The organism is Albibacillus kandeliae, assembly GCF_003116585.1.
In the GTDB taxonomy this organism is placed as follows: domain Bacteria; phylum Pseudomonadota; class Alphaproteobacteria; order Rhodobacterales; family Rhodobacteraceae; genus Albibacillus; species Albibacillus kandeliae.
Window position 1 is genome coordinate 1 of record NZ_QEHM01000019.1, and the last position, 18,064, is coordinate 18,064.

General features: G+C 59.5%; 17 protein-coding genes and 1 pseudogene. 8 read left to right on the top strand and 10 right to left on the bottom strand.

The window, feature by feature from the left end; all coding sequences use genetic code 11:
- Positions 1 to 127: 127 nt before the first annotated feature.
- The 3 genes from DDT93_RS26000 to DDT93_RS26010 all read left to right on the top strand — a co-directional run bounded on the left by DDT93_RS26000 (position 128) and on the right by DDT93_RS26010 (position 2,210).
- Positions 128 to 829 (top strand): hypothetical protein, encoded by a 702-nt coding sequence (locus tag DDT93_RS26000; protein ID WP_157960305.1) that lies wholly within the window; start codon positions 128 to 130, stop codon positions 827 to 829.
- On the top strand, positions 826 to 1,599 hold the full coding sequence (locus DDT93_RS26005) for a hypothetical protein (protein ID WP_109468846.1): 774 nt from the start codon (positions 826 to 828) through the stop codon (positions 1,597 to 1,599). The genes DDT93_RS26000 and DDT93_RS26005 overlap by 4 nt, the downstream gene beginning before the upstream one ends.
- A 299-nt stretch (positions 1,600 to 1,898) precedes the next feature.
- Positions 1,899 to 2,210, top strand: a complete 312-nt coding sequence (locus tag DDT93_RS26010; protein ID WP_109468847.1) for an H-NS histone family protein — start codon at positions 1,899 to 1,901, stop codon at positions 2,208 to 2,210.
- Positions 2,211 to 2,416: 206 nt separating this feature from the next.
- Here DDT93_RS26010 and DDT93_RS26015 read toward each other — a convergent pair whose 3' ends face one another.
- The 4 genes from DDT93_RS26015 to DDT93_RS27005 all read right to left on the bottom strand — a co-directional run bounded on the left by DDT93_RS26015 (position 2,417) and on the right by DDT93_RS27005 (position 8,449).
- On the bottom strand, positions 2,417 to 2,914 hold the full coding sequence (locus DDT93_RS26015; RefSeq protein ID WP_109468848.1) for a c-type cytochrome: 498 nt from the start codon (positions 2,912 to 2,914) through the stop codon (positions 2,417 to 2,419).
- Between the two features lie 50 nt (positions 2,915 to 2,964).
- The gene (locus DDT93_RS26020) at positions 2,965 to 4,323 is read right to left on the bottom strand and encodes an FAD-binding oxidoreductase (protein ID WP_109468849.1); all 1,359 of its coding nucleotides are present in this window, start codon (positions 4,321 to 4,323) and stop codon (positions 2,965 to 2,967) included.
- A gap of 4 nt (positions 4,324 to 4,327) precedes the next feature.
- Positions 4,328 to 5,200, bottom strand: coding sequence for a hypothetical protein (locus DDT93_RS26025; RefSeq protein WP_109468850.1), 873 nt, complete (start codon positions 5,198 to 5,200; stop codon positions 4,328 to 4,330).
- A 420-nt stretch (positions 5,201 to 5,620) separates the two neighbouring features.
- Complete coding sequence (locus DDT93_RS27005; RefSeq protein WP_109468851.1) at positions 5,621 to 8,449, bottom strand: LuxR C-terminal-related transcriptional regulator; 2,829 nt, start codon at positions 8,447 to 8,449, stop codon at positions 5,621 to 5,623.
- A gap of 389 nt (positions 8,450 to 8,838) precedes the next feature.
- Here DDT93_RS27005 and DDT93_RS26035 point away from each other — a divergent pair, with 389 nt between their 5' ends.
- Together DDT93_RS26035 and DDT93_RS26040 are read left to right on the top strand one after the other, a co-directional pair.
- Positions 8,839 to 9,255, top strand: coding sequence for a universal stress protein (locus DDT93_RS26035; protein ID WP_109468852.1), 417 nt, complete (start codon positions 8,839 to 8,841; stop codon positions 9,253 to 9,255).
- A 70-nt stretch (positions 9,256 to 9,325) separates the two neighbouring features.
- Positions 9,326 to 10,969: a BCCT family transporter gene (locus DDT93_RS26040; protein WP_109468853.1), complete on the top strand. Its 1,644-nt coding sequence runs from the start codon at positions 9,326 to 9,328 to the stop codon at positions 10,967 to 10,969.
- 235 nt (positions 10,970 to 11,204) lie between these two features.
- Here DDT93_RS26040 and DDT93_RS27125 read toward each other — a convergent pair.
- The 5 genes and pseudogenes from DDT93_RS27125 to DDT93_RS26070 all read right to left on the bottom strand — a co-directional run.
- Positions 11,205 to 11,468, bottom strand: a pseudogene (locus tag DDT93_RS27125) (YobI family P-loop NTPase); the annotation flags it as partial.
- 385 nt (positions 11,469 to 11,853) lie between these two features.
- Positions 11,854 to 12,498: a TetR/AcrR family transcriptional regulator gene (locus tag DDT93_RS26055; protein ID WP_109468861.1), complete on the bottom strand. Its 645-nt coding sequence runs from the start codon at positions 12,496 to 12,498 to the stop codon at positions 11,854 to 11,856.
- An 11-nt stretch (positions 12,499 to 12,509) separates the two neighbouring features.
- Entirely contained in the window at positions 12,510 to 12,914 is a 405-nt protein-coding gene (locus DDT93_RS26060) for a DoxX family protein (protein ID WP_109468855.1), read from the bottom strand.
- A 461-nt stretch (positions 12,915 to 13,375) separates the two neighbouring features.
- Positions 13,376 to 13,735 carry a DUF6331 family protein gene (locus DDT93_RS26065; protein WP_269800961.1) on the bottom strand — a complete coding sequence of 120 codons (360 nt, stop codon included), beginning with the start codon at positions 13,733 to 13,735 and terminating at the stop codon, positions 13,376 to 13,378.
- Positions 13,736 to 13,901: 166 nt separating this feature from the next.
- Complete coding sequence (locus DDT93_RS26070) at positions 13,902 to 14,279, bottom strand: winged helix-turn-helix transcriptional regulator (protein WP_109468857.1); 378 nt, start codon at positions 14,277 to 14,279, stop codon at positions 13,902 to 13,904.
- Positions 14,280 to 14,409: 130 nt separating this feature from the next.
- Between DDT93_RS26070 and DDT93_RS26075 the strand changes: the two genes are divergently transcribed.
- Complete coding sequence (locus DDT93_RS26075; RefSeq protein ID WP_109468858.1) at positions 14,410 to 15,018, top strand: NAD(P)H-dependent oxidoreductase; 609 nt, start codon at positions 14,410 to 14,412, stop codon at positions 15,016 to 15,018.
- Positions 15,005 to 15,706 carry a glutathione S-transferase family protein gene (locus DDT93_RS26080; RefSeq protein WP_109468859.1) on the top strand — a complete coding sequence of 234 codons (702 nt, stop codon included), beginning with the start codon at positions 15,005 to 15,007 and terminating at the stop codon, positions 15,704 to 15,706. The genes DDT93_RS26075 and DDT93_RS26080 overlap by 14 nt, the downstream gene beginning before the upstream one ends.
- 381 nt (positions 15,707 to 16,087) lie before the next feature.
- Here the strand turns inward: DDT93_RS26080 and DDT93_RS26655 are convergent, their stop codons facing one another.
- The gene (locus DDT93_RS26655; protein WP_157960308.1) at positions 16,088 to 16,621 is read right to left on the bottom strand and encodes a hypothetical protein; all 534 of its coding nucleotides are present in this window, start codon (positions 16,619 to 16,621) and stop codon (positions 16,088 to 16,090) included.
- A gap of 672 nt (positions 16,622 to 17,293) precedes the next feature.
- Here DDT93_RS26655 and DDT93_RS26085 point away from each other — a divergent pair.
- On the top strand, positions 17,294 to 17,812 hold the full coding sequence (locus tag DDT93_RS26085) for a hypothetical protein (protein ID WP_109468860.1): 519 nt from the start codon (positions 17,294 to 17,296) through the stop codon (positions 17,810 to 17,812).
- Positions 17,813 to 18,064 lie beyond the last annotated feature (252 nt).

The following is an 18,064-nucleotide window of genomic DNA, read 5'->3' on the forward strand; positions in this document are numbered from 1 at the left end:
ACGAAATGACAAGGAAAAGGACAGGACCCCGTCCGGGGGCGGAACCGCCCCGGACGCTGGGGATAAGTCCGACCGGAGGGCAGGGATGAGGCAGGGGAACCAACAGGCTGAGAAAGGGAGACAGGTGTTGAGACCAGTACCCGGGATGGAAAGGACAGCGCCGACGGAGAGCGGGGCAGGGATGAACGCCAGCCCCTATGGCGGTGAGCGACCCGAGAGCAAGCGGGGACGGGTGCGCCGCTTGCTGGTGACCCCGCTGCAGGAGGCGGGGTTCCGGCGGGCGCGCGGGGTGACGGTGGAGAAGCAGGAGGCGGAGCTCGCGAGCCTCTGCGATCACCTCGCCTATCTCTCCGATGACGGGCTGCGCGCGCTCCGGGACCTGTTGCTGCCGAAGGGGCAGGGCAAGGACCACGACATCTGGCCGAGCAAGGCGATGGTGATCGGGCACGCGGAGGCGATCGAGCCGCGCCCGATCGAGGAGCTCGAGGGGCTGCTGCGCTGGTTCCGCTCGCGGGCCGGGCCGCAGGCGCGGGCGGAGGGCACGCTGGTGGAGAGCTACCGCTACTTCCAGCGCTACAAGGTGCCGCCCTCGCGGGTGGGGCTGATGATCCGGCGGGAGGCGGAGGCCAACCGGGACAAGCTGCGCCTAGTCGAGGACCGCATGGCTCGGGAGGTGGCCTCCCCCTCCGAGCTCGGCTGGCGGCGGGTCTACCTCGCCGAGCGTGACCGGGTCTCCCGGCTGGTGGACGAGGGCGAGGCGGCACGGGCTGCGAGTGAGCAGGACGAGACAGAACAGGCGACAGCAGAACAGAAGGAGAGCGAGGCATGAGCTACCACGACCCCAAGGGGTTCCGGGAGGCCCGGGAGCGGGCGCGGGCGCAGGCGGCGGCGGAGGCGGCGCGGATCGGGGCGGTGAAGGCCCGCGGTGCGGTGCCCGACGACTGTGGCCCGGAGATCCCCGAGGCGCCGGCGCGGGGCGCCTACCAGGTGGTGCGCCCGCAGAAGCTCTACCCCGACGGCCGGGACGGCTACGTGGCCAAGGACGCAGGCTACCTCGGGCGAGCGGCGCTGCGCCATGCCGATGCCTTCGATGTCATGCGGGTGGCGGCGGCCAAGCGGAAGAAGCCCGCGCCCTTCACCGAGACACAGGTGGCCATGGGGCGACACTACCGCGACCTCGTGGAGCGCCACGCCTCCGCCGGTATCCGTGGCTCCTCCTTCACCCGCACGCGCACGGGCGGCACCGGGCAGAGCGGGGCCTTCATCGATGCGCTCATGCAGGACCGGCAGGAGATCGATCGCCTGCTGAAGAAGATCGGACCCGGCATCGCGCTGGAGGTCCGTCGCGTCCGGCCCTCGGACCGGGGCACCCGCTCGGCCATCCCCGACCGCGCCCTCGTCGACATGGTCTGCATCGGGGACAAGACCATCAGCGATGTCCTGCGCGCCCACGGCTGGTCGGTGAATGGCCGGACCGTTGGGGCCGCCTCCACCGCCCTCGGCCATGCCCTCGATCGCATGGTCGGACCCACGCATAAGCCAAAGACAGCGGCGGTGCATTACGGGGACACGCCTGTCGGCTGGCAGGCGGAAGAGTAGGGCAGGCGGAATGCCGGGAGGACGGGAGCCCCGCTCTCATTCCGTCCCGGCGCCCTCAAAGGGGAGGGGGAGGGTCGCCAGTTTTTTGCCTTTTGGTGGAAACCGGAGGGGGACCCTTTTTCTGCGCAAAGTCGGAATTGGATAGAAAAAGCCACAAGGGTCAGCGGAAACAAGCTGCATCGGATTGGGAATTAGCAATCCAGTTGCGTGAGGACTGCGTATGAGTCATGGAGCGGAATTGCATTACCGAATGGGGCTTCCGTTCCCCGAAACACCACTCGCACCAAAGGCCAATACTGATGACCCCAGCAGACCTGGAAAAGATGACGAAGGACGAGCTCGAAGCGCTGATCAAGGATGCGCAGAAGGCCCTGAAGACCGTGGATGCGCGCCAGCGCAAGGCCGCCCTGGATGCGGCCAGGGCCGCCGCCGCGGAGCACGGCTTCGATCTCGGCGACCTCACCGAGGGAAAGCTTCCCAAGACGAAATCTCCCGTGAAGTTCCGCGACCCCGACAATGCAGCGAACGAATGGTCTGGCCTGGGGCGTCGGCCGCAATGGTACAAGGACAAGATTGACGCGGGCGTTGCGCCGGAAGATCTGGCGGTCTGAGAAAGATTAGCGCCGCCGATTTGTAATCTGGAGCCTCGCGCCTCAATGTGCGCGAGGCTCCAGACGTAAACTCCATTCTTTGAGAGCTGTTCCGCATTCAGGTCTTATAGCCGGAATGTTTCAATGATCCTGAACTGCGCCCCTTGGAGTCCGCGTCTGATAGTTCGAATGTCTCGGCTTCACATCAAACACTGTGAGATGGCCGTTCAATCCGCAGGTGACACGACCCGGTAAAAGGGCGCGGACACAGCTTCTGCGGAATGTTCAGGACCAAATCGTGGAGCTTCCACGGGTTCCATCGACATCAGGAAGGTAACCAGCGCGTCAACATCCACGTCTGTCAGCTGGCTATATGCAGGCCACGGCATCACTGGTGCGAGGATACGTCCATCTGGGCGCTCACCATAGCGAATTGCTTGCACAATATCGTCCTTGCTCCAGTCACCAAGTCCGGTCGCGTCGGGGGTAAGGTTAGGAGCCCAGAACACCCCGAGCCCCGGGAGCTCAAATCCGATGGTCCCACCTGAAAGGCCGGCTTCGAAGATGGGTGCGCCGTCCCTGTCGCGCGGCATATGGCAACCAGCGCAATCCATGATGACCGAAAGGTAGGCGCCTCGCTCGAGTTGCGCAGTGTCAGCAGCGGAACTGAGCGGGGTGGAAAGTGAATAGATGGCCGCGAGTACGGCCGGATGGATCAGTTTCATTTCATGACTCCTATGGAAGGGGCCCCGGCTTAGGCGCCAGGGTGATTTTCTTACGCAGCCGAGAGGTCACGCGTGGGCAGAGTGGGCGAAAACAGCCCCGAGGGATCGTGTCGCGCGGTCAACTGCGCTAGACGAGCCAACGCGTCAGGTGAGAGCCTCGGAAGGCTCTGGCCGGGACGATCAAGATCGCTTTCTCCAACGTATGTGCCAGTAGCAAATGGCTGGCATCTGTCGATCGATAGCCGCAGCCACTCGAGGTTCGCGTCATCTTGGGCTTCGTCCTCCCAGATGCCATAGATCGTTGAGAAGACTCGGCCTTCGCGCGAGAAAGCGGCGGTGTCGGGAGATGGACGAGCGTTGGACCGCAATGCGCAGAGCGCAAAGCTGTTAGGAGATGGAGCCAGTTCCACCGCACGTAGCATCATGGCTAGCGACTCCGCAAAGCCAACATTGGACCAGACGCAATCGACACCATATCGGCTCCCTCTGGGGGCGGAGGGGCCGGTCATCCCGTAAAGCGAGGAGATTGGTGTCTGCATCGGGCCGACGACTTCGAGCGCTCCGTCGGGAGCGTCTCGCCAGAGGTCTGCTCCGAGTGCCGCGGCTTGACGTGCGTCCGACACGAATACGTTCGCGATGGCTGCCATCACGGGTCCAATGGGAGAAGCGCCAATCTTGACCGTGAACTCAACCGATTCCGGTGCGCGCGCAATGGCACTTTCGGCCCACTCGCTGACCTTTGCCATCGATTGAGCGCCATAGACCCGGACCAGCGAAGTCGCAGCTTTTGGTGCGTCGTAAAGACGGATCTGGTAGGAAACGACGATCCCGAAGAATTCAGGGCCGGCCCCTCGGGCTGCCCAAAAGATATCGGGATGATCATTCTCCGTAGCGGTCACAAGCTGACCGTCGGCGAGGACCACGTCGACAGAGACGACCGAGAAGCAAGCAACTCCCCAGGCATTGGAGTTCCAGCCAATGCCGCCACCAAGCAGGTAGCCGCTGACCGTTACATCACCGCAATGACCGACTGGAAAACCAAGCCCTTTCCGCTCAAGGGCTGTTGCTAGACGGACATTGGTGACCGCGGGTTCAAGGATTGCTGTGCGCGAGCTTGCGTCGATGCGCATCCGGTCAAGGGCGGCGAGGTCGATCACCATGTCAGCCCGGGCGGCGATACCCGAAAACTGGTGTCCGCCGCCGCGCGCTGAGACGTTTAGCCCATACTCGGCCGCGAAGCGGACCGCTTCTTGAACGTCTCGGGCATCCTGTGCACGCACAATTATGCAGACAGAAGAGATGGGTTTACGGCCATTCCAGGTTAGCGCGTCCCGGGAGGTCGCGTAGTCCGGATCGAATTGAGTGATGACGCTCCCGCGAACGCGAGATTTGAGGGTATCGTAAGTCATTTAATCACTTCTCGGTAAAGCAGGGGTAGGGGCGGACATGATCCGGACCGCGCCGGTCCAATTGTGTTCGGGGAGGGAGGCCATTCTCGATAGAGCAACGAGAGCCTTTGCGTCGGCGGCGGCGGTCACTCCTTTTGCGGACACCAAAGAGCATTCCGAGCGCGCCGGGAAGCAGGATGAAACCAGCTGGGAGAGGCACGGTCGACGGCTGTTCGAGAGCCTCGGGGTCCGAATGCCAGGCGTTGGAGATCGCTGACATCTCAAACACAAGTTCCGCGCGTTCACCGGGGTTAAGCCCGGCTACAAAGCTGAAGCCATTGGCGCCACCACCTGTTCCAGACTTACTACCGGTCTCGCCAAAGCCGAGTTCCAATGAACTATTGTAATAGGTGGTCATCGACTCGGAGCCGTCGACATGGAAGATCGTGGCGTAGATGTTGAGCGCGGAAACAGCCGATGCCAGTTCCCCGAACAAGCCATTCGGCGCCAGCTCGCCATCGTTGTTGCCCAAGATAGAAACCGTCAGGTGCGGAAGGACATGGCCGCCGAAGTTTGCCATGTACGTACCTGTATTGGTGATGCTCAGCCGATCCCGGCTGATGATCTGGCCGGAGCCGTGATCCATCTCCAACATACTCCGACCGGAAGTCGCCGCATTGGCCGAAACTGCCTTTGGCATTGCGTCGGTGCTGGCACTCCCTGTGCCCACCTCGGTGCGCGTTTCGAAGGGGTCCGGAACCAACCAAGAGTCGGATGCCCAGGGAGAGGTGGAGAAACTTAGCAGCTGGTATGAAGCCGTGCTGGATACCGTTGCTGCTTTCGCCAGCGTTCCGGTTTGAGCGAGGACTGCGGCGACAATTATTGCAGTCAATTTCATAGGTAGTGTTTCCTTTGTTTGAAATGGTTCTGAAGGCAGGCCTCTGGCGTGCCAGGTTGTCGTCCAGTCCTGTGGAGACTGGAATGGTATGGGATGCAGGTAGCCAGCCCACGCGAGTGGGAGGCGATGAACGCGTGCCGTCGGGCTAAAATCAGAACGTGTGATCTACCTTCAGGGCGCTGAATCAGGCCGTCGAAGGGTATGTTTTTCCGCCGCTGCGGGGCATCGCTGCAGGCGGCGGACGGAGACTGATGAACAACAGTGTAACTTGCATCTACTTGCTAACCCTGAACCTGGAGCGTCCGGACAAGACAAACTGCCGATGTCCGCCCACGGTTGGCATGTAGCACTGCGATTAGTATCTGGATATGGCCCGGATGGGCCATTGGTGCCGGCCACTATTTATGGCTCGTTTGGCGCTCAAGCCGTACCTGCTTCTACTCCGATATGCTCGTGATACCAGGCCGCCGCCTGACCGCGCGACGAAACGCCTAACTTCTCAAGGATGTTTGCCACGTGCCTCTTGACCGTGTGAGGAGAAAGATCGAAAGCCCGCGCGATAACCTTGTTGCTATCTCCAGCGGCAATCCGGGAAAGGACCTCGATTTCACGCGGGCTAAGGTCATCCCGAAGTGGGCGCAGCTGCGGTCTCAGGCTGGAGAGGTCTACAAGTTGATCTATGAGTGCCCGTAGGACTGCCACAAGTTTCTCGTCGGCACCGGCAACCTCGATCAGCATGCCGAGCATGTCAGGGCCGAGCATCATGAGGTGCATCATCTCGCCCGTTTCTTGGCATTCGGCGACGAGCCCTGACAACAGGCTAACCGCGCGGTCCATCTCCGCTTGCCGTGCCAATGCGATTGACAGCATCGCGCGACATCCAGGCTCAAGCCCAAGCACGTCGCCTGCGACGGGAAGGTCTCCCAGTAGCGCTAGCTGGCCCGCATTAGGTCCTGAGTATTGTGATCGCAGTGAGAGCCCAGCTGAGAGGTAAGCCTCGGCCATTACAATAATCCGGGCGGGCATAAGGCGTATCGACGTCGAAAGTTGCTGGGCGATCTTCTGAACTTCGTCATAGCGCCCCAATGCGAGTAGTAGCTTCCCTCGGAGGGCTAGGGCGAGGCTGCGCCAGTAGACCCACGAGGGACCCTCACGATGCTCGAATTCTGCGAGATGAAGATCGTTGTAGCGGCAGACACCATCGGCGTCGCCTTGGAGACTTGCTAGAATTGTCTGGAATAGCAAGACTGTAGTACGGACGGGAAAGGGCTTCTCGCCCCAGAAGTGATCATTCTCCATATCCCTGACGAGTGTCATCGCATTATCGACATCGCCGGAAAGCAAGAAATACCAGGTGCGCATGCAAAATGCACTGTCGCGCAATGCAACATGCTGCTCGCGCGCTATGCCGAGTGCGGCGGAAGCGAATTTCTCGCAGCGAGCGCCCATGCCGACGCGCCCGGCGAGATGTAGATGCAGAGCACATTGATTCCAGAGGTCAGGATCATCAGAGGTGAAGAGAACACGCAGTAGCGCGTCAAAGCCAGCTAGCTCCTGATCCTTGGAGCCAGTCATCTTTGCCAGCCAGAAAGTGGCGACGGCGGAGAGCGCCTCAGCCACAGCGTCGCCCTTGGCGTTCTGCTCTAATTCCTGTGTGACCCGCGCTGCCTCGTCCGCCAGCCCCATCCCAATGCTTGCAATGGCAACGTGGGCAAGGGCGCGGTACGCTGCGGCCATTTCGCCTCGGCCGGCAAAGCTCGCGGCAGCGGACTGCATGTACCTACGAGAGTCTTGCCATCCCGAGTGCGAAGAGGCGCAGAGGCCCAGAATGTACAAGATACCCCCGGAGCCCTCCCGGAAGGACTGCGGGAACGCCTCAGTCAATGCCACGACCTGGTCCCGCAGTCCCTGTAGGATCAGCTCTGTAGCGGCCTCAGTCAGCACCTGTTCAGCTTCCTCCAGCGCACCTGCGCGAAGCAATAGGTCAATCCGTCTACCTATATCTATTTCGCAACGAGCTGCTCGACGAAGCAGACCTGGGATTTCTTCAGGCAGCTCCTCACGAAGCCGGTCCTGAAGTGTCTCGCGCAAGAGATCATGGAGGCGAAGTGTGCGAGGGGATTCCGCTACATGCATGACGAACAGTTCGCGCCGCTCGATCTCTGAGAGCCACTTTTCCGAAGCCGGATCACCAGTAACAGAGGAACAGGTCGGTCCAGTCAGTTCGGAGAGGACCGAACTTCGCATCAGAAAAAGCCTGAAATCATCAGGTAGCTGGTTCAGGATTTCGCTACTCAGGAACTCGAAGGCTGAGCGTATCATCGGGGCTGAAATTGGACGTTCGTCCTGAGCCCGAATGGCTAGGCTACAACCGGTCGCCCATCCGTTTGTTCCCTCGCGGATTTGCCGGACTTGTTCGGGATCAGGACTGTCATTTTTCGAAACTCTGATGAGCTGGGCAATCTCCCCTTCGGAAAAGGCGAGATCTACGCTTCGAAATTCTGCTAGTTGACCTTGGGCCCTGAGCCTTGACTGGCCGATCGGTGGATCAATCCGGCTGCTGAGCAAGAGCGTCCAGTCGGATGGTAGGTGCTCGATTAGCCGTTCGAGCCACCGAAAGATCGCCTGGTCTCGAATGCGATGGAGATCGTCGAAGACGATTGCTGCATTTCCTATATCGGCATCGTAAAGGGCTTGGAGCATAGCATCCGCGACGCGCAGCGGACCGTGATTGCTATCTTCCGCCAACTCAGCGATCGCGGTTGTCGAGAGCCGCCAGGGAAGGTCAACCGGTTCGAGTGCTGCCATCAGTGCAAGCGACAAACGTTGGAGTGTATCGGCCTCATCTGCCGACACCCAGAAGACCTGAAGGTCGGGATTTAAGCGAAGTGACTGTGCCATGAGCGTGGTCTTACCTGACCCTGCCGGTGCAGAGATTGTGATTACCCGCGCTTTTGTAATTCGGTCATGTAGCTGCGCTACGAGGTGGGGCCGTTCTATTGTTCCGTCGGTAACGAGCGGCATTCGATACTTTGAGCTTGGGAAGAAAGTCAGGGGGTCGATGGCTTCCATGAGATGGCTATCACAAATGAGTTTCTGGTGTGTGTAATGTGTGTGGTGCGATTTGGGCTGAAACGCGGGATTCTTACAATACGATACCGAGGTTGACTGTTCGAGATGAGCTGCCCTAAGACCCGTTTTCTCTTTCGGTTTGGGGTAGAGGCCGCGGAACGTTTTGTGACGATCCATTGCTGTCGCTGTTAGCTAGCGCAACGGTCGACTGGTCTCAGGCCTTGCCAAGACATTCGTGTCGAGCGCAGCATTCGACCGGGAGCCGAGATCAAGGGGAGCAGGTCAGCCTAGCCGAAGTGCCGGTCAGTTATCTCTTACTGAAGCCCCCGAAACGGTCTGACCGTCACCGGGGCACGGGTGGCGCGGCCGCTCTCGGGATGTCGTGGAAACGACACGACATGCCGCACCGGTTTGCATCCATTGCAACTTTGACGTTACCTTCAGGGGTGGAGGACGCCCTCTGGAGACGCCAGCAGGGCCCCCGATAACTGAATAACGCGCGAGCGTTAGCCAGACGAGCCGGTCCAACGGCTCCCGAGCACTCGTGCGGGAGAGGAGGGACGAACATGTTTAATCGGATTATGACACCAGTCGATCTGGCGCACAGGCCCAAGATGGAGCGCGGGCTGAAATGCAGCGCCGATCTGGCCCGGACCTACGGTATCCCCGTGGTCTACGTCGGGGTCACCGCGTCGACCCCGGGTGCGCTTGGACACACTCCGGAGGAATACCGAGAGAAACTAGAGGAATTCGCCAGGGAGGAGGCGAGTGCCGAGGGGATCCAGACATCGGCGCACATGGTCGTTTCGCATGATCCAACCACCGATCTTGATGACGTTCTGCTCAAGGCACTGGATCAGGTCGGCGCCGATCTCGTCGTGATGTCCAGCCACGTGCCTGGGCTGACCGATTACATCTGGCCCTCCAACGGCGGCAAGATTGCGGCGCATGCGTCGGCCTCGGTGATGCTTGTGCGCGGCTGACGCGCAAATTCGACGCAATCACAGTTTTCCCGCCACCCAGGGGCGTACAACACATTCAAGGAGGCCGCGAATGGCCGAAGTTTCAAGCGATCAGGGCATACCGGAACCGGAAGGTGCGGTTGAGCTGATCGACACGGATTACACCATAGGACAGGACAACATAGACGGGCAGGTGGGACCCTTCGGGTTCGACATCCACAACCCCGTCTTCCTCGTCTCGGGCCTCGCGATCGTGGCCTTCGTCTTTTACACGCTGGCGCTGCCGGAGCAGGCGGGCGCCGTGTTTTCCTGGCTGTTCTCGACCGTCACCAAGGGGTTCGACTGGTTCTTCCTCGGCTCGGCGAACATCTTCGTCATCTTCTGCCTTCTGCTGATCGTGACCCCGGTCGGCTCGGTACGCCTTGGCGGGGCCGAGGCGACGCCGGATTACGGCTACGTGGGCTGGTTCGCGATGCTCTTTGCCGCCGGCATGGGGATCGGGCTGATGTTCTTCGGCGTGCTCGAGCCGGTCTATCACATGGCGGTGTCCGAACCGCTGGGCGTGCCGTCTCCCTTTGACGCCGAAGGCAACCTGATCCCCGAGAATGTCGAGGCCGCCAAGACCATGGGCCTTGCCGCCACGATCTTTCACTGGGGGCTGCACCCCTGGGCGATCTACGCGGTGGTGGCGCTGGCGCTGGCGCTGTTCTCCTTCAACAAGGGGCTGCCGCTGACGATCCGCTCGGCCTTTTACCCGATCCTCGGTGACCGGGTCTGGGGCTGGTGGGGACATATCATCGACATCCTTGCCGTCTTTGCCACGCTCTTCGGCCTTGCGACTTCGCTCGGCTTTGGCGCGCAGCAGGCGAACGCGGGTCTGAACCACGTCTTTGGCGTGCCGGTCGGGCCGAGCACGCAGGTGATCCTGATCACCGGAATCACCGCGATTGCACTGATCTCGGTGCTGCGCGGCCTCGACGGCGGTGTGAAGGTGCTCTCGGAAATCAACATGGCGATCGCGGCGCTGCTGCTGTTCTTCGTGCTGCTGGCCGGGCCGACGATGCTGATCCTGACCGATTTCGGCGAGGGGCTGCTGGCCTACCTCAAGGAGATCGTGCCGCTGTCGAACCCGGTCGGACGCGAGGACACCGGCTTTGTGCAGGGCTGGACCTCGTTCTACTGGGCGTGGTGGATCAGCTGGTCGCCCTTTGTCGGCATGTTCATCGCCCGCGTGAGCCGCGGCCGCACGGTGCGCGAGTTCGTGATCTGCGTGCTGATCATCCCCTCGCTGGTCTGCGTGCTGTGGATGGCCGTCTTTGGCGGCGTGGCCATCGATCAGGTGCTGAGCGATCCGGCCACCAGCGCGGTGAAGGCCAACGTGATCGACAGCTACAACCCGCCGCTGTCGCTCTTTGCGATGCTGGAGGGGCTGCCGCTGGCCGGGATCACCTCGGTGATCGGGATCGTTCTTGTGATCGTGTTCTTCGTCACCTCGTCGGATTCCGGGTCGCTGGTAATCGACACGATCACGGCGGGTGGCAAGGTCGACGCGCCGGTGCCGCAGCGGGTGTTCTGGTGCGTGTTCGAGGGGGCGGTGGCCATCGTGCTGCTGCTCTCGGCCGGGGGGCTGCAGTCGCTGCAGTCGATGGTGATCTCGACCGGGCTGCCGTTTACGGTGGTGCTGCTGCTGATGTGCTGGGCGATCTGGAAGGGTCTGCGCGCAGAACCGCGCTGAGGCAAGACAGGCAGGCGGCGCGGTCCCGCGCCCCTGCGCCTGCCGTGCTGGCCGGTTACCCCGGACAGCCGATCCAGTCGCCGGGCGACCCGGCAAACACGTTGATGTCGACCTCGCCCTTCACGTCGGCACCACGCCGGTGCCGGTATACTGCCAGAAGGTCCAGTGGCTGCCCGGGTAACCTGTCGGCACGGCACTATGCCGCCCGGCTCGTTCACGAAGAGGTGGTGGTTGCCCAGGACTTCAGGAAAGATCGGATGATGCTGCTTTTGCCTGAGCCATAAGGTCGGGTGAACGCGATGTTAGACACGTCCGAACTGTTGGTCGCGAACTTCAATGCCGCAGAATACACCCCTCCTTGGTCAGCCTCATCGGTTGGGGCTAGATCGACGAAGTTCGCTGGCCCCACGGTCGAAGCGGTTCGTAGGCGCAGCGCTTCCGCCATCTTGATGAGCTTACCAGATATCCAACGACCGATCTTAGTAAGGCCAGTAATCAAAAAAAGCTGACCACCATGTTCGAAATCTTATCCCAACCGCATGTATAATTTAGTCTACCAGGGCCGTTAAGGACGAAAGGTCCACTGGGGCGTTGAATAGTTGCCTAGGTTTCGCTTCGACGCGCGCGAACGATTGCTATCTTAGATCGCTGTGGATGTTGTGCTGCACTGCCGCATGTCCGCTCTCCGCCCTTGGTGTCAGCACCTGGTCGTATGCTGCGCCTTGCACCAATGTCGTGGAAGGGCGGATAGCCGACCTTCGCTGCGGCGGCAATCCAATCGCCCAACAAAGGTGGAAGCCGACACTCGGAGCCGAGCAAGGTCGAGGTGTGCTCTAAGCCACCGCTAGGCCCCTCCGAGCCCAGAGCGGCCATCGCATGCAGGATCAGGCCTTGGGCTTGGCACCGTAGTAACGAAGAAAGACGGCAACACCAGTCGCCACCTGAGCATCCACCTGTTTGACAGTCAGCGGCGGGCGGATGCCAAGTTTTACCTCTAGATTGGAGAAGCCTAGCCACAGACCCGTTAGTTGGTCAGCAGCTCTAGTGGTCGAGTCGGTATGGATAAGCCCGTCAACGATGGCTTTATCCAGCAGTCTTTCCAAGAAACGCTGCCCACGGCCTGGACCAAGATCGAAGAACTTCCCGGGTAATTCGGGTCCTTCGCAATCGAGCGAAGCTATGACACGGTCCCAGCCGATGAGGTCGTGGGAGTTGATGAAACCCACATACCTTCGCCCAAACTCCACCAGTGTATCGGCAGTCACTTCAGTCTGAAGGAGAGCGTCGAATTCGCCTTGAGTGATGGTCCGGTCAGCTTCGCGACGGATAACCGCCTCCACTAGATCATCTTTCCCCTGGAAGTTTGCGTAGATTGTGCTCTTGGAGACGCCCGCGACCGACGCAATCTCATCGACGCTAACCTCCGGGCCCTTCGAAAGAAGAAGTCGCCTTGCCGCATCAAGGAGCGCAGCCTGCTTCGAGATGTCCTTTGGGCGCCCTCGTGGGCGCTTGAGGTTCGGTGTCGTCAAATGGATCGCCTTCAATAGAGCATCGAGATCGCGACAGCGATCATCAGTCCACCAACCATGGCGACATGCTCGAGCGCAATCTGGAATTCATGCATCCCCTTCTCGCCTTCGTACTTCCAGAATGGATGACCGATCGGGATGCAGAGGAGGGTGAACACAGCAAGCGCGCCGGCTCCGAGCCAAGCAAGGTCTTGGAAGTCGGTGATCAGCAGAAGTGCTCCACCGAGTTGGCATAGAATTGTCGCCGACGCGAAGAAGGCCGGCTGGGGAAGCTTGGCGTCGATCATTTCCTGCTTGATGACCCCGAAGTTGAAGACGCCGAACAGCCCGGCAAGCCAGAAGAACGACGTGAGGACGACCTTCATGAATATGATCGCGTGGGGGTGGGTAACGAGGGGGAGAAGTATCTGGTCCATGTCATTCTCAGCTATTATTGCACTCTTCAGTTTGTTAAATATTTATCAGACTGTCGAGTGTGGTAATGTCGCAGCTCACGCGCATCTTCTGTGCGACAATGCTCCGTTATCCTCGCCATCAGGGCATGGTTCGGCTCCTGTTAGGGTCCGGCTTCGCTTGCTTATGGGTTGATGCAGCTTAGCGGTGATCGCTGTCAGGATGCTCAGTCGCTGGGCTTTCCCGTCGCGCCCGCGAAACGTCATTTGATCCTGGCTCAAACGGCAGCTTCGTCCGGACACCCGACCGTCACCCCTCGAAGATGCTGCACGGTGCATAAATGACCGGCTTCGCGAAAACGCAGCGCGGCGTCTCGAAGCCTTATGAGTGACCGGTATGGGCCGTTTGCGTCATGTTGCTACTCTTGGGTGGTCCCGCAGGCCCCCGCAGCGCCACATGACCGCTTGGAGCCCGAAGCGGACGGTCAGTTGGATCGCTGAACGTCCGCGACCAGAAGCACAGCCCTTGCGAGGCTGCCCTTGATTGTGGTCGATAGCGTGAAAAGCGCGGGTCCGCTAAGAACCTGGTTCATCGCCTCAATGCAGGTTGTACCGCCGTCGCTCGTCAGGCGCTCGGCTTCCAAATCCAAATTTTGTAGTTGCGATAGAATCTTATTTACATCTTCGCTTTCAATCTGCCCGGTGAATTTGATGAGGAATGACGCAATATGAATAGGGGAAAAGTCGAACGCATCTACGCCGCAGCAAGCCGCCTCACAAAGCGTCTCGCAGTGATTGATCAGCCCAAGCAAGGGGTAGTCCAAGGCAGTTTGATGATCTTCCATATCGCATTACTACGCTCGGGATGACCGGCAGGAAAGTCCGCTCTGCTGGAGTTGGGCTGTCAGTCCATGCTGCACGATGCCACCGATGTCCGGTATGGGGAGGCTGCGCCGCGGCGAGACCCAACCTGGCGAATGTCCGGAATGGGCCGATCGCGCTCTCGACAGGCTATCTCTTTTCAGCGGTTAAACTCTTCGGAAGGCCCTCACTCCATTTCCGCAACTCATCCAGAAAACCCAGGGCTGTGCGCCCGAAATCAGTGATTTCGTAAACCACGGTTATCGGGGCGGTGTCACAGACTTCACGCCTGACCAGCCCCTGTTCTTCGAGTTGCCGCAAGCGTTCCGTGATCATCTTCTTCGATGCTCCGCCGATCATCCGGGCGAGGTCGTTGAAGCGCACCGGCCCATCCTTGACGTGCCAGAGGATGGAACCGGTCCATTTCCCTCCGATGATCCGCATCCCGCGCTCGATGGCGCAGGGCTCGGTGCAGGCATTGGCCGCGCTCCGTCGGCCGGCACCGTCTACTTCGATCTTTGCATCCATCGTTTTGCGCTCCGCTGGTCCGCTTCGTATTAGGTTACAAAAAGTATACTGGTTGTTTTTGTTTCCCACCACGGTCATCTCATCCCGGACCCCGCCGAAGTCAAGCGGGCGCAGCAACGGAAGAGACGATATGAGCAAGATCCACATCCTGAACGGCGCGCAGCCTTATGAATTTGCCCCCGGCAAACTCAACAAAACGCTCGCGGAACGCGCCAAGGCTACATTTGAGGCACAGGGGCACGAGGTCCGCCTGACGACGGTGGCTGCCGGTTACGACGTGCAGGCCGAGGTGGACAGCCACCTTTGGGCGGACGTGGTCCTCCTGCAGTTCCCGGTGAACTGGATGGGCGTGCCGTGGTCGTTCAAGAAATACATGGATGAGGTCTACACGGTCGGCATGGGCGGTCAGCTCAGCAATGGCGACGGCCGAAGCGCCGCTGCACCGAAAGCGAATTACGGTATGGGCGGTAAGCTGGCAGGCACGCGTTACATGATCTCGGCCACGCTTAACGCCCCGGCTGAGGCCTTCGACGACCCGGCAGAGCCGTTCTTCCAGGGCATGTCTCTGGATGACCTCCTGCGTCCGGTCCATCTGAACGCCAGGTTCTTCGGCATGACGCCGCTGCCGACCTTCGGGGCCTTCGACGTGATGAAGAACCCCGACGTGGCCTCCGACCTGGCCCGGTTCGACGCCCATCTTGCCACGATCTTCGGGGAGCTCACCGATGATGCGGCCTGATATCGTTCTCTATACCGCCAACACCATGAACGGGTGGAAACCACTGATTTTCCTGCACGAAGCGCAGATCGACTACGAACTGGTGCCGATCGACTTCGGGAAGAAGGAGCAGAAGGCGCCCGATTACCTGCGTCTGAATCCGAACGGGCGCATTCCGACCATCGTGGATCGCAGCGCTGATGACTTCGCAGTCTTCGAGAGCGGTGCCATCCTGTGGTATCTCGCCGAGAAATACGACCGGTTCCTCAGCCACGACCCCAAGCAGCGCTCGGAAACGCTTCAATGGCTCATGTTCCAGATGGGCGGGATCGGCCCGATGATGGGCCAGGCGATGTTCTTCCAACGGATCGCCAAGCCGAATGGCGACGAGGTGCCCTATGCCATCGACCGCTACGTGACCGAGAGCCGCCGCCTGCTGGAAGTGCTGGATACGCGGCTTGCCGGGCGCGACTGGCTGGTGGGTGATGCAATGTCCATCGCGGATATCGCGACCTATCCCTGGGCGCGCAGCTACTTCTGGGCCACGGTAAGCGTCGACGGATTGCCGAACCTGCAAGCATGGTTCGACCGCATTGACGCCATGCCACGGGTCCAAGAGGCGCTGCAACTGCCGGAGCCGCGACCGTCTGCTTTCGGTCAGGGCGACACGGATGCCGCGGCTGCAGAGAACGCAGCCAGGTTCCGCTGAACACCTGACGCGCTGTTGCTGGGGGTGGTCCGGACAGCGCGTCACTTTTCCGGGAAACTTTAGGCACGGGGCAATGTCCGCTTGTAGGTGCTGCGATGCGACAGCCGGACTGTGTTTGAAGGTCCGGAAAGGGCCGGAAGCCCCATGTGCGTATGCATAAGGAGGGATGTTCGCTTCCGGCCCTTTATTGCTCTCACCGAGCACATAGCATGTGCGAGAACATTCGCTGGGTGTGAACAGGCGTGAAAAACAGACCCGTAGCGGGGTGATCGGCGTTGTGTTGATAACCAAGTTTCCTCAGGCACTGCAGATCATAATACATTTCGACAGCACGAAGGAAATTAGTAGATTTTCGTTTCCCAACGACAGCCCACCCTTCACTTAGCGAGGAACGCTAAACGCGGCGGATTCGACATAAACATAGTTACGCGCCCGCAATGCCGTGATTTCATTTTTGAAGTGGCAATCGTAGAATGTCTCTGTAATCTTAACAGAAAGCTTCTCTTTCGTTCCACCAGAATAGAGTTCCGGCTTCGTGCCATCCTCACCCCTAAAAACCCCCTCTCTGGGAAATGGCCCATAGCCGACCAGCGTCTTGGTTTCTCCAGCCGGTATTTCGAACTGCCTTTTTCTTTCCATGGCGGGATCATCACCAAAAAAAAATTCTTCTACTATCACAGGCCACAAACGAGCATTATCCGAAACGCGATTCACCGACACCCTCCAGGCAGGGCCAGTCGGGTTAGGTTCATCCACGCATACGGATGACGTTCCGCCGTTAGAGATTCTGTAATCAACTTTTATTAATTCACCGGATGGTCGCGCATCAATCACTGAAACCGAAACCTTCAATGCCTCCGAGAACGCAGTTGCTGAGATAGCGCCGCTGCATGACAATAGCGTGAGCAATGCCAACAGAGACACCCCAGCCTGAAGTACTGACCTAACTAGTAACATCATCCTGCTCCACATACTACTTGATCAACGATAGACACAGTACCCGGCGCATAACCCGCCTGAAATCTGATCTCATCGATTTCCTCAGATTCGTAGCCATCTACATCGTATCACTTCTGGGTAATGAATTTCTTATCAGGTGACGTATCAGCCGGAACCGTATCCGGCATTTTTGCCGCTGGAGATGCCACCTCATCAGTCAAAGCGTAACCTTGAGTTGCATCCGAATAGCGGTCATCGCTTATGTGCTCGAAGAAAAAGTAGATTGTGTGGCGAGTAAGCCACCATGGATAGTTAAGGCCGGATGTTCAACTTCTGCATTGCATTGCGCGCGATCCAACTGGCCTTTCATGTTGGCGGGCATTGTTGGACGTCGGTTGCCTCGCGACGCGGTCAATTTTGCATGCCAGTTCACACAAAAGCCTAGGTCTGCTTCGTCCGTCTTCAGACCTTGGCGTGCCAGCACATGCTGCACGACGCTATGGACTACCGGTTCCGGGAAGCTGCGCCGCGGCGAGACCGAGCCTGGTGAAGGGCGGGATAGGGCCGTCATGGGACCTTACAGGATGCCGACTTGCATGAGAACCGCTGGGCTTCCAATCTGGCTACAGGCAAGCAAGAGGACCAAATATGAGCGCTCGCTTATCGACCGCTATTCGAATCGGCGATGCCGCAAGGGCGATTTTGCGGAAGACGAGGAGCTTCCCAGACCAACAGTTTGAGGAGATTGAAGGTTGGGCCGACCAAGAACATGTCGGCGTTGAGCCAATGCTGCTGGCTCTTTCAATGGAATTGGCGCTTAAGGCATGGTTCGTTTTCGATCATGACAATTCAAACGTACTTAAGTCTCACGACTTGACAAAGCTGTTCGATGCCTTGTTGCCCGAAAGTCAGCGGAGGCTTGACCTGGAGTTCAAGCGATCAGTGATCCCGCATCACCCCAGCCTCTTTTTCGTCGACTACGGTATTCGTGACATTCTCACGCAAAACAAGAATGCATTTATTGATTGGCGGTACCTTCACGAAGCTAGAAGGTCGATGATGTTTGACCAGAGAACTTTTGAGGCGACGCTCGAAATGGTGCTTCGCGAGTTCAGGAAGAGATATCGTAATGAACAGGTGACGCCAGTCTTCGGCGATCCCAACTAATGGCCGCTTCGATGAAGCTACGATGCGGATCGGGCGGTGGCCTCGGATGGCCGCTGAGGGCCGGGAGCGACGGCGCACTTGGGGGCACGTGTGCTACCCCCGCTGCGTCGCCGTATGACTGGTTTGAGCCCTTGTTGACCGGCTGCCGAACTACTGTAAAGGTCAGCTTTCATCGGGGTGTGAGGCTGAGCCGTGAACTCTGAAACTTATAAGAAGCGATATGCGCGGGACTCATCGCCAGGCTGGGATGCA

Bases quoted from the DNA above. Each gene is read 5' to 3' on its own strand.
- DDT93_RS26010 (WP_109468847.1), top strand. From the start codon at position 1,899: ATGACCCCAGCAGACCTGGAAAAGATGACGAAGGACGAGCTCGAAGCG.
- DDT93_RS26025 (WP_109468850.1), bottom strand. From the start codon at position 5,200: ATGAAATTGACTGCAATAATTGTCGCCGCAGTCCTCGCTCAAACCGGA.
- DDT93_RS26035 (WP_109468852.1), top strand. From the start codon at position 8,839: ATGTTTAATCGGATTATGACACCAGTCGATCTGGCGCACAGGCCCAAG.
- DDT93_RS26070 (WP_109468857.1), bottom strand. From the start codon at position 14,279: ATGGATGCAAAGATCGAAGTAGACGGTGCCGGCCGACGGAGCGCGGCC.
- DDT93_RS26075 (WP_109468858.1), top strand. From the start codon at position 14,410: ATGAGCAAGATCCACATCCTGAACGGCGCGCAGCCTTATGAATTTGCC.
- DDT93_RS26005 (WP_109468846.1), top strand. From the start codon at position 826: ATGAGCTACCACGACCCCAAGGGGTTCCGGGAGGCCCGGGAGCGGGCG.
- DDT93_RS26060 (WP_109468855.1), bottom strand. From the start codon at position 12,914: ATGGACCAGATACTTCTCCCCCTCGTTACCCACCCCCACGCGATCATA.
- DDT93_RS26085 (WP_109468860.1), top strand. From the start codon at position 17,294: ATGAGCGCTCGCTTATCGACCGCTATTCGAATCGGCGATGCCGCAAGG.
- DDT93_RS26015 (WP_109468848.1), bottom strand. From the start codon at position 2,914: ATGAAACTGATCCATCCGGCCGTACTCGCGGCCATCTATTCACTTTCC.
- DDT93_RS27005 (WP_109468851.1), bottom strand. From the start codon at position 8,449: ATGGATCGTCACAAAACGTTCCGCGGCCTCTACCCCAAACCGAAAGAG.
- DDT93_RS26065 (WP_269800961.1), bottom strand. From the start codon at position 13,735: ATGGAAGATCATCAAACTGCCTTGGACTACCCCTTGCTTGGGCTGATC.
- DDT93_RS26020 (WP_109468849.1), bottom strand. From the start codon at position 4,323: ATGACTTACGATACCCTCAAATCTCGCGTTCGCGGGAGCGTCATCACT.
- DDT93_RS26080 (WP_109468859.1), top strand. From the start codon at position 15,005: ATGATGCGGCCTGATATCGTTCTCTATACCGCCAACACCATGAACGGG.
- DDT93_RS26040 (WP_109468853.1), top strand. From the start codon at position 9,326: ATGGCCGAAGTTTCAAGCGATCAGGGCATACCGGAACCGGAAGGTGCG.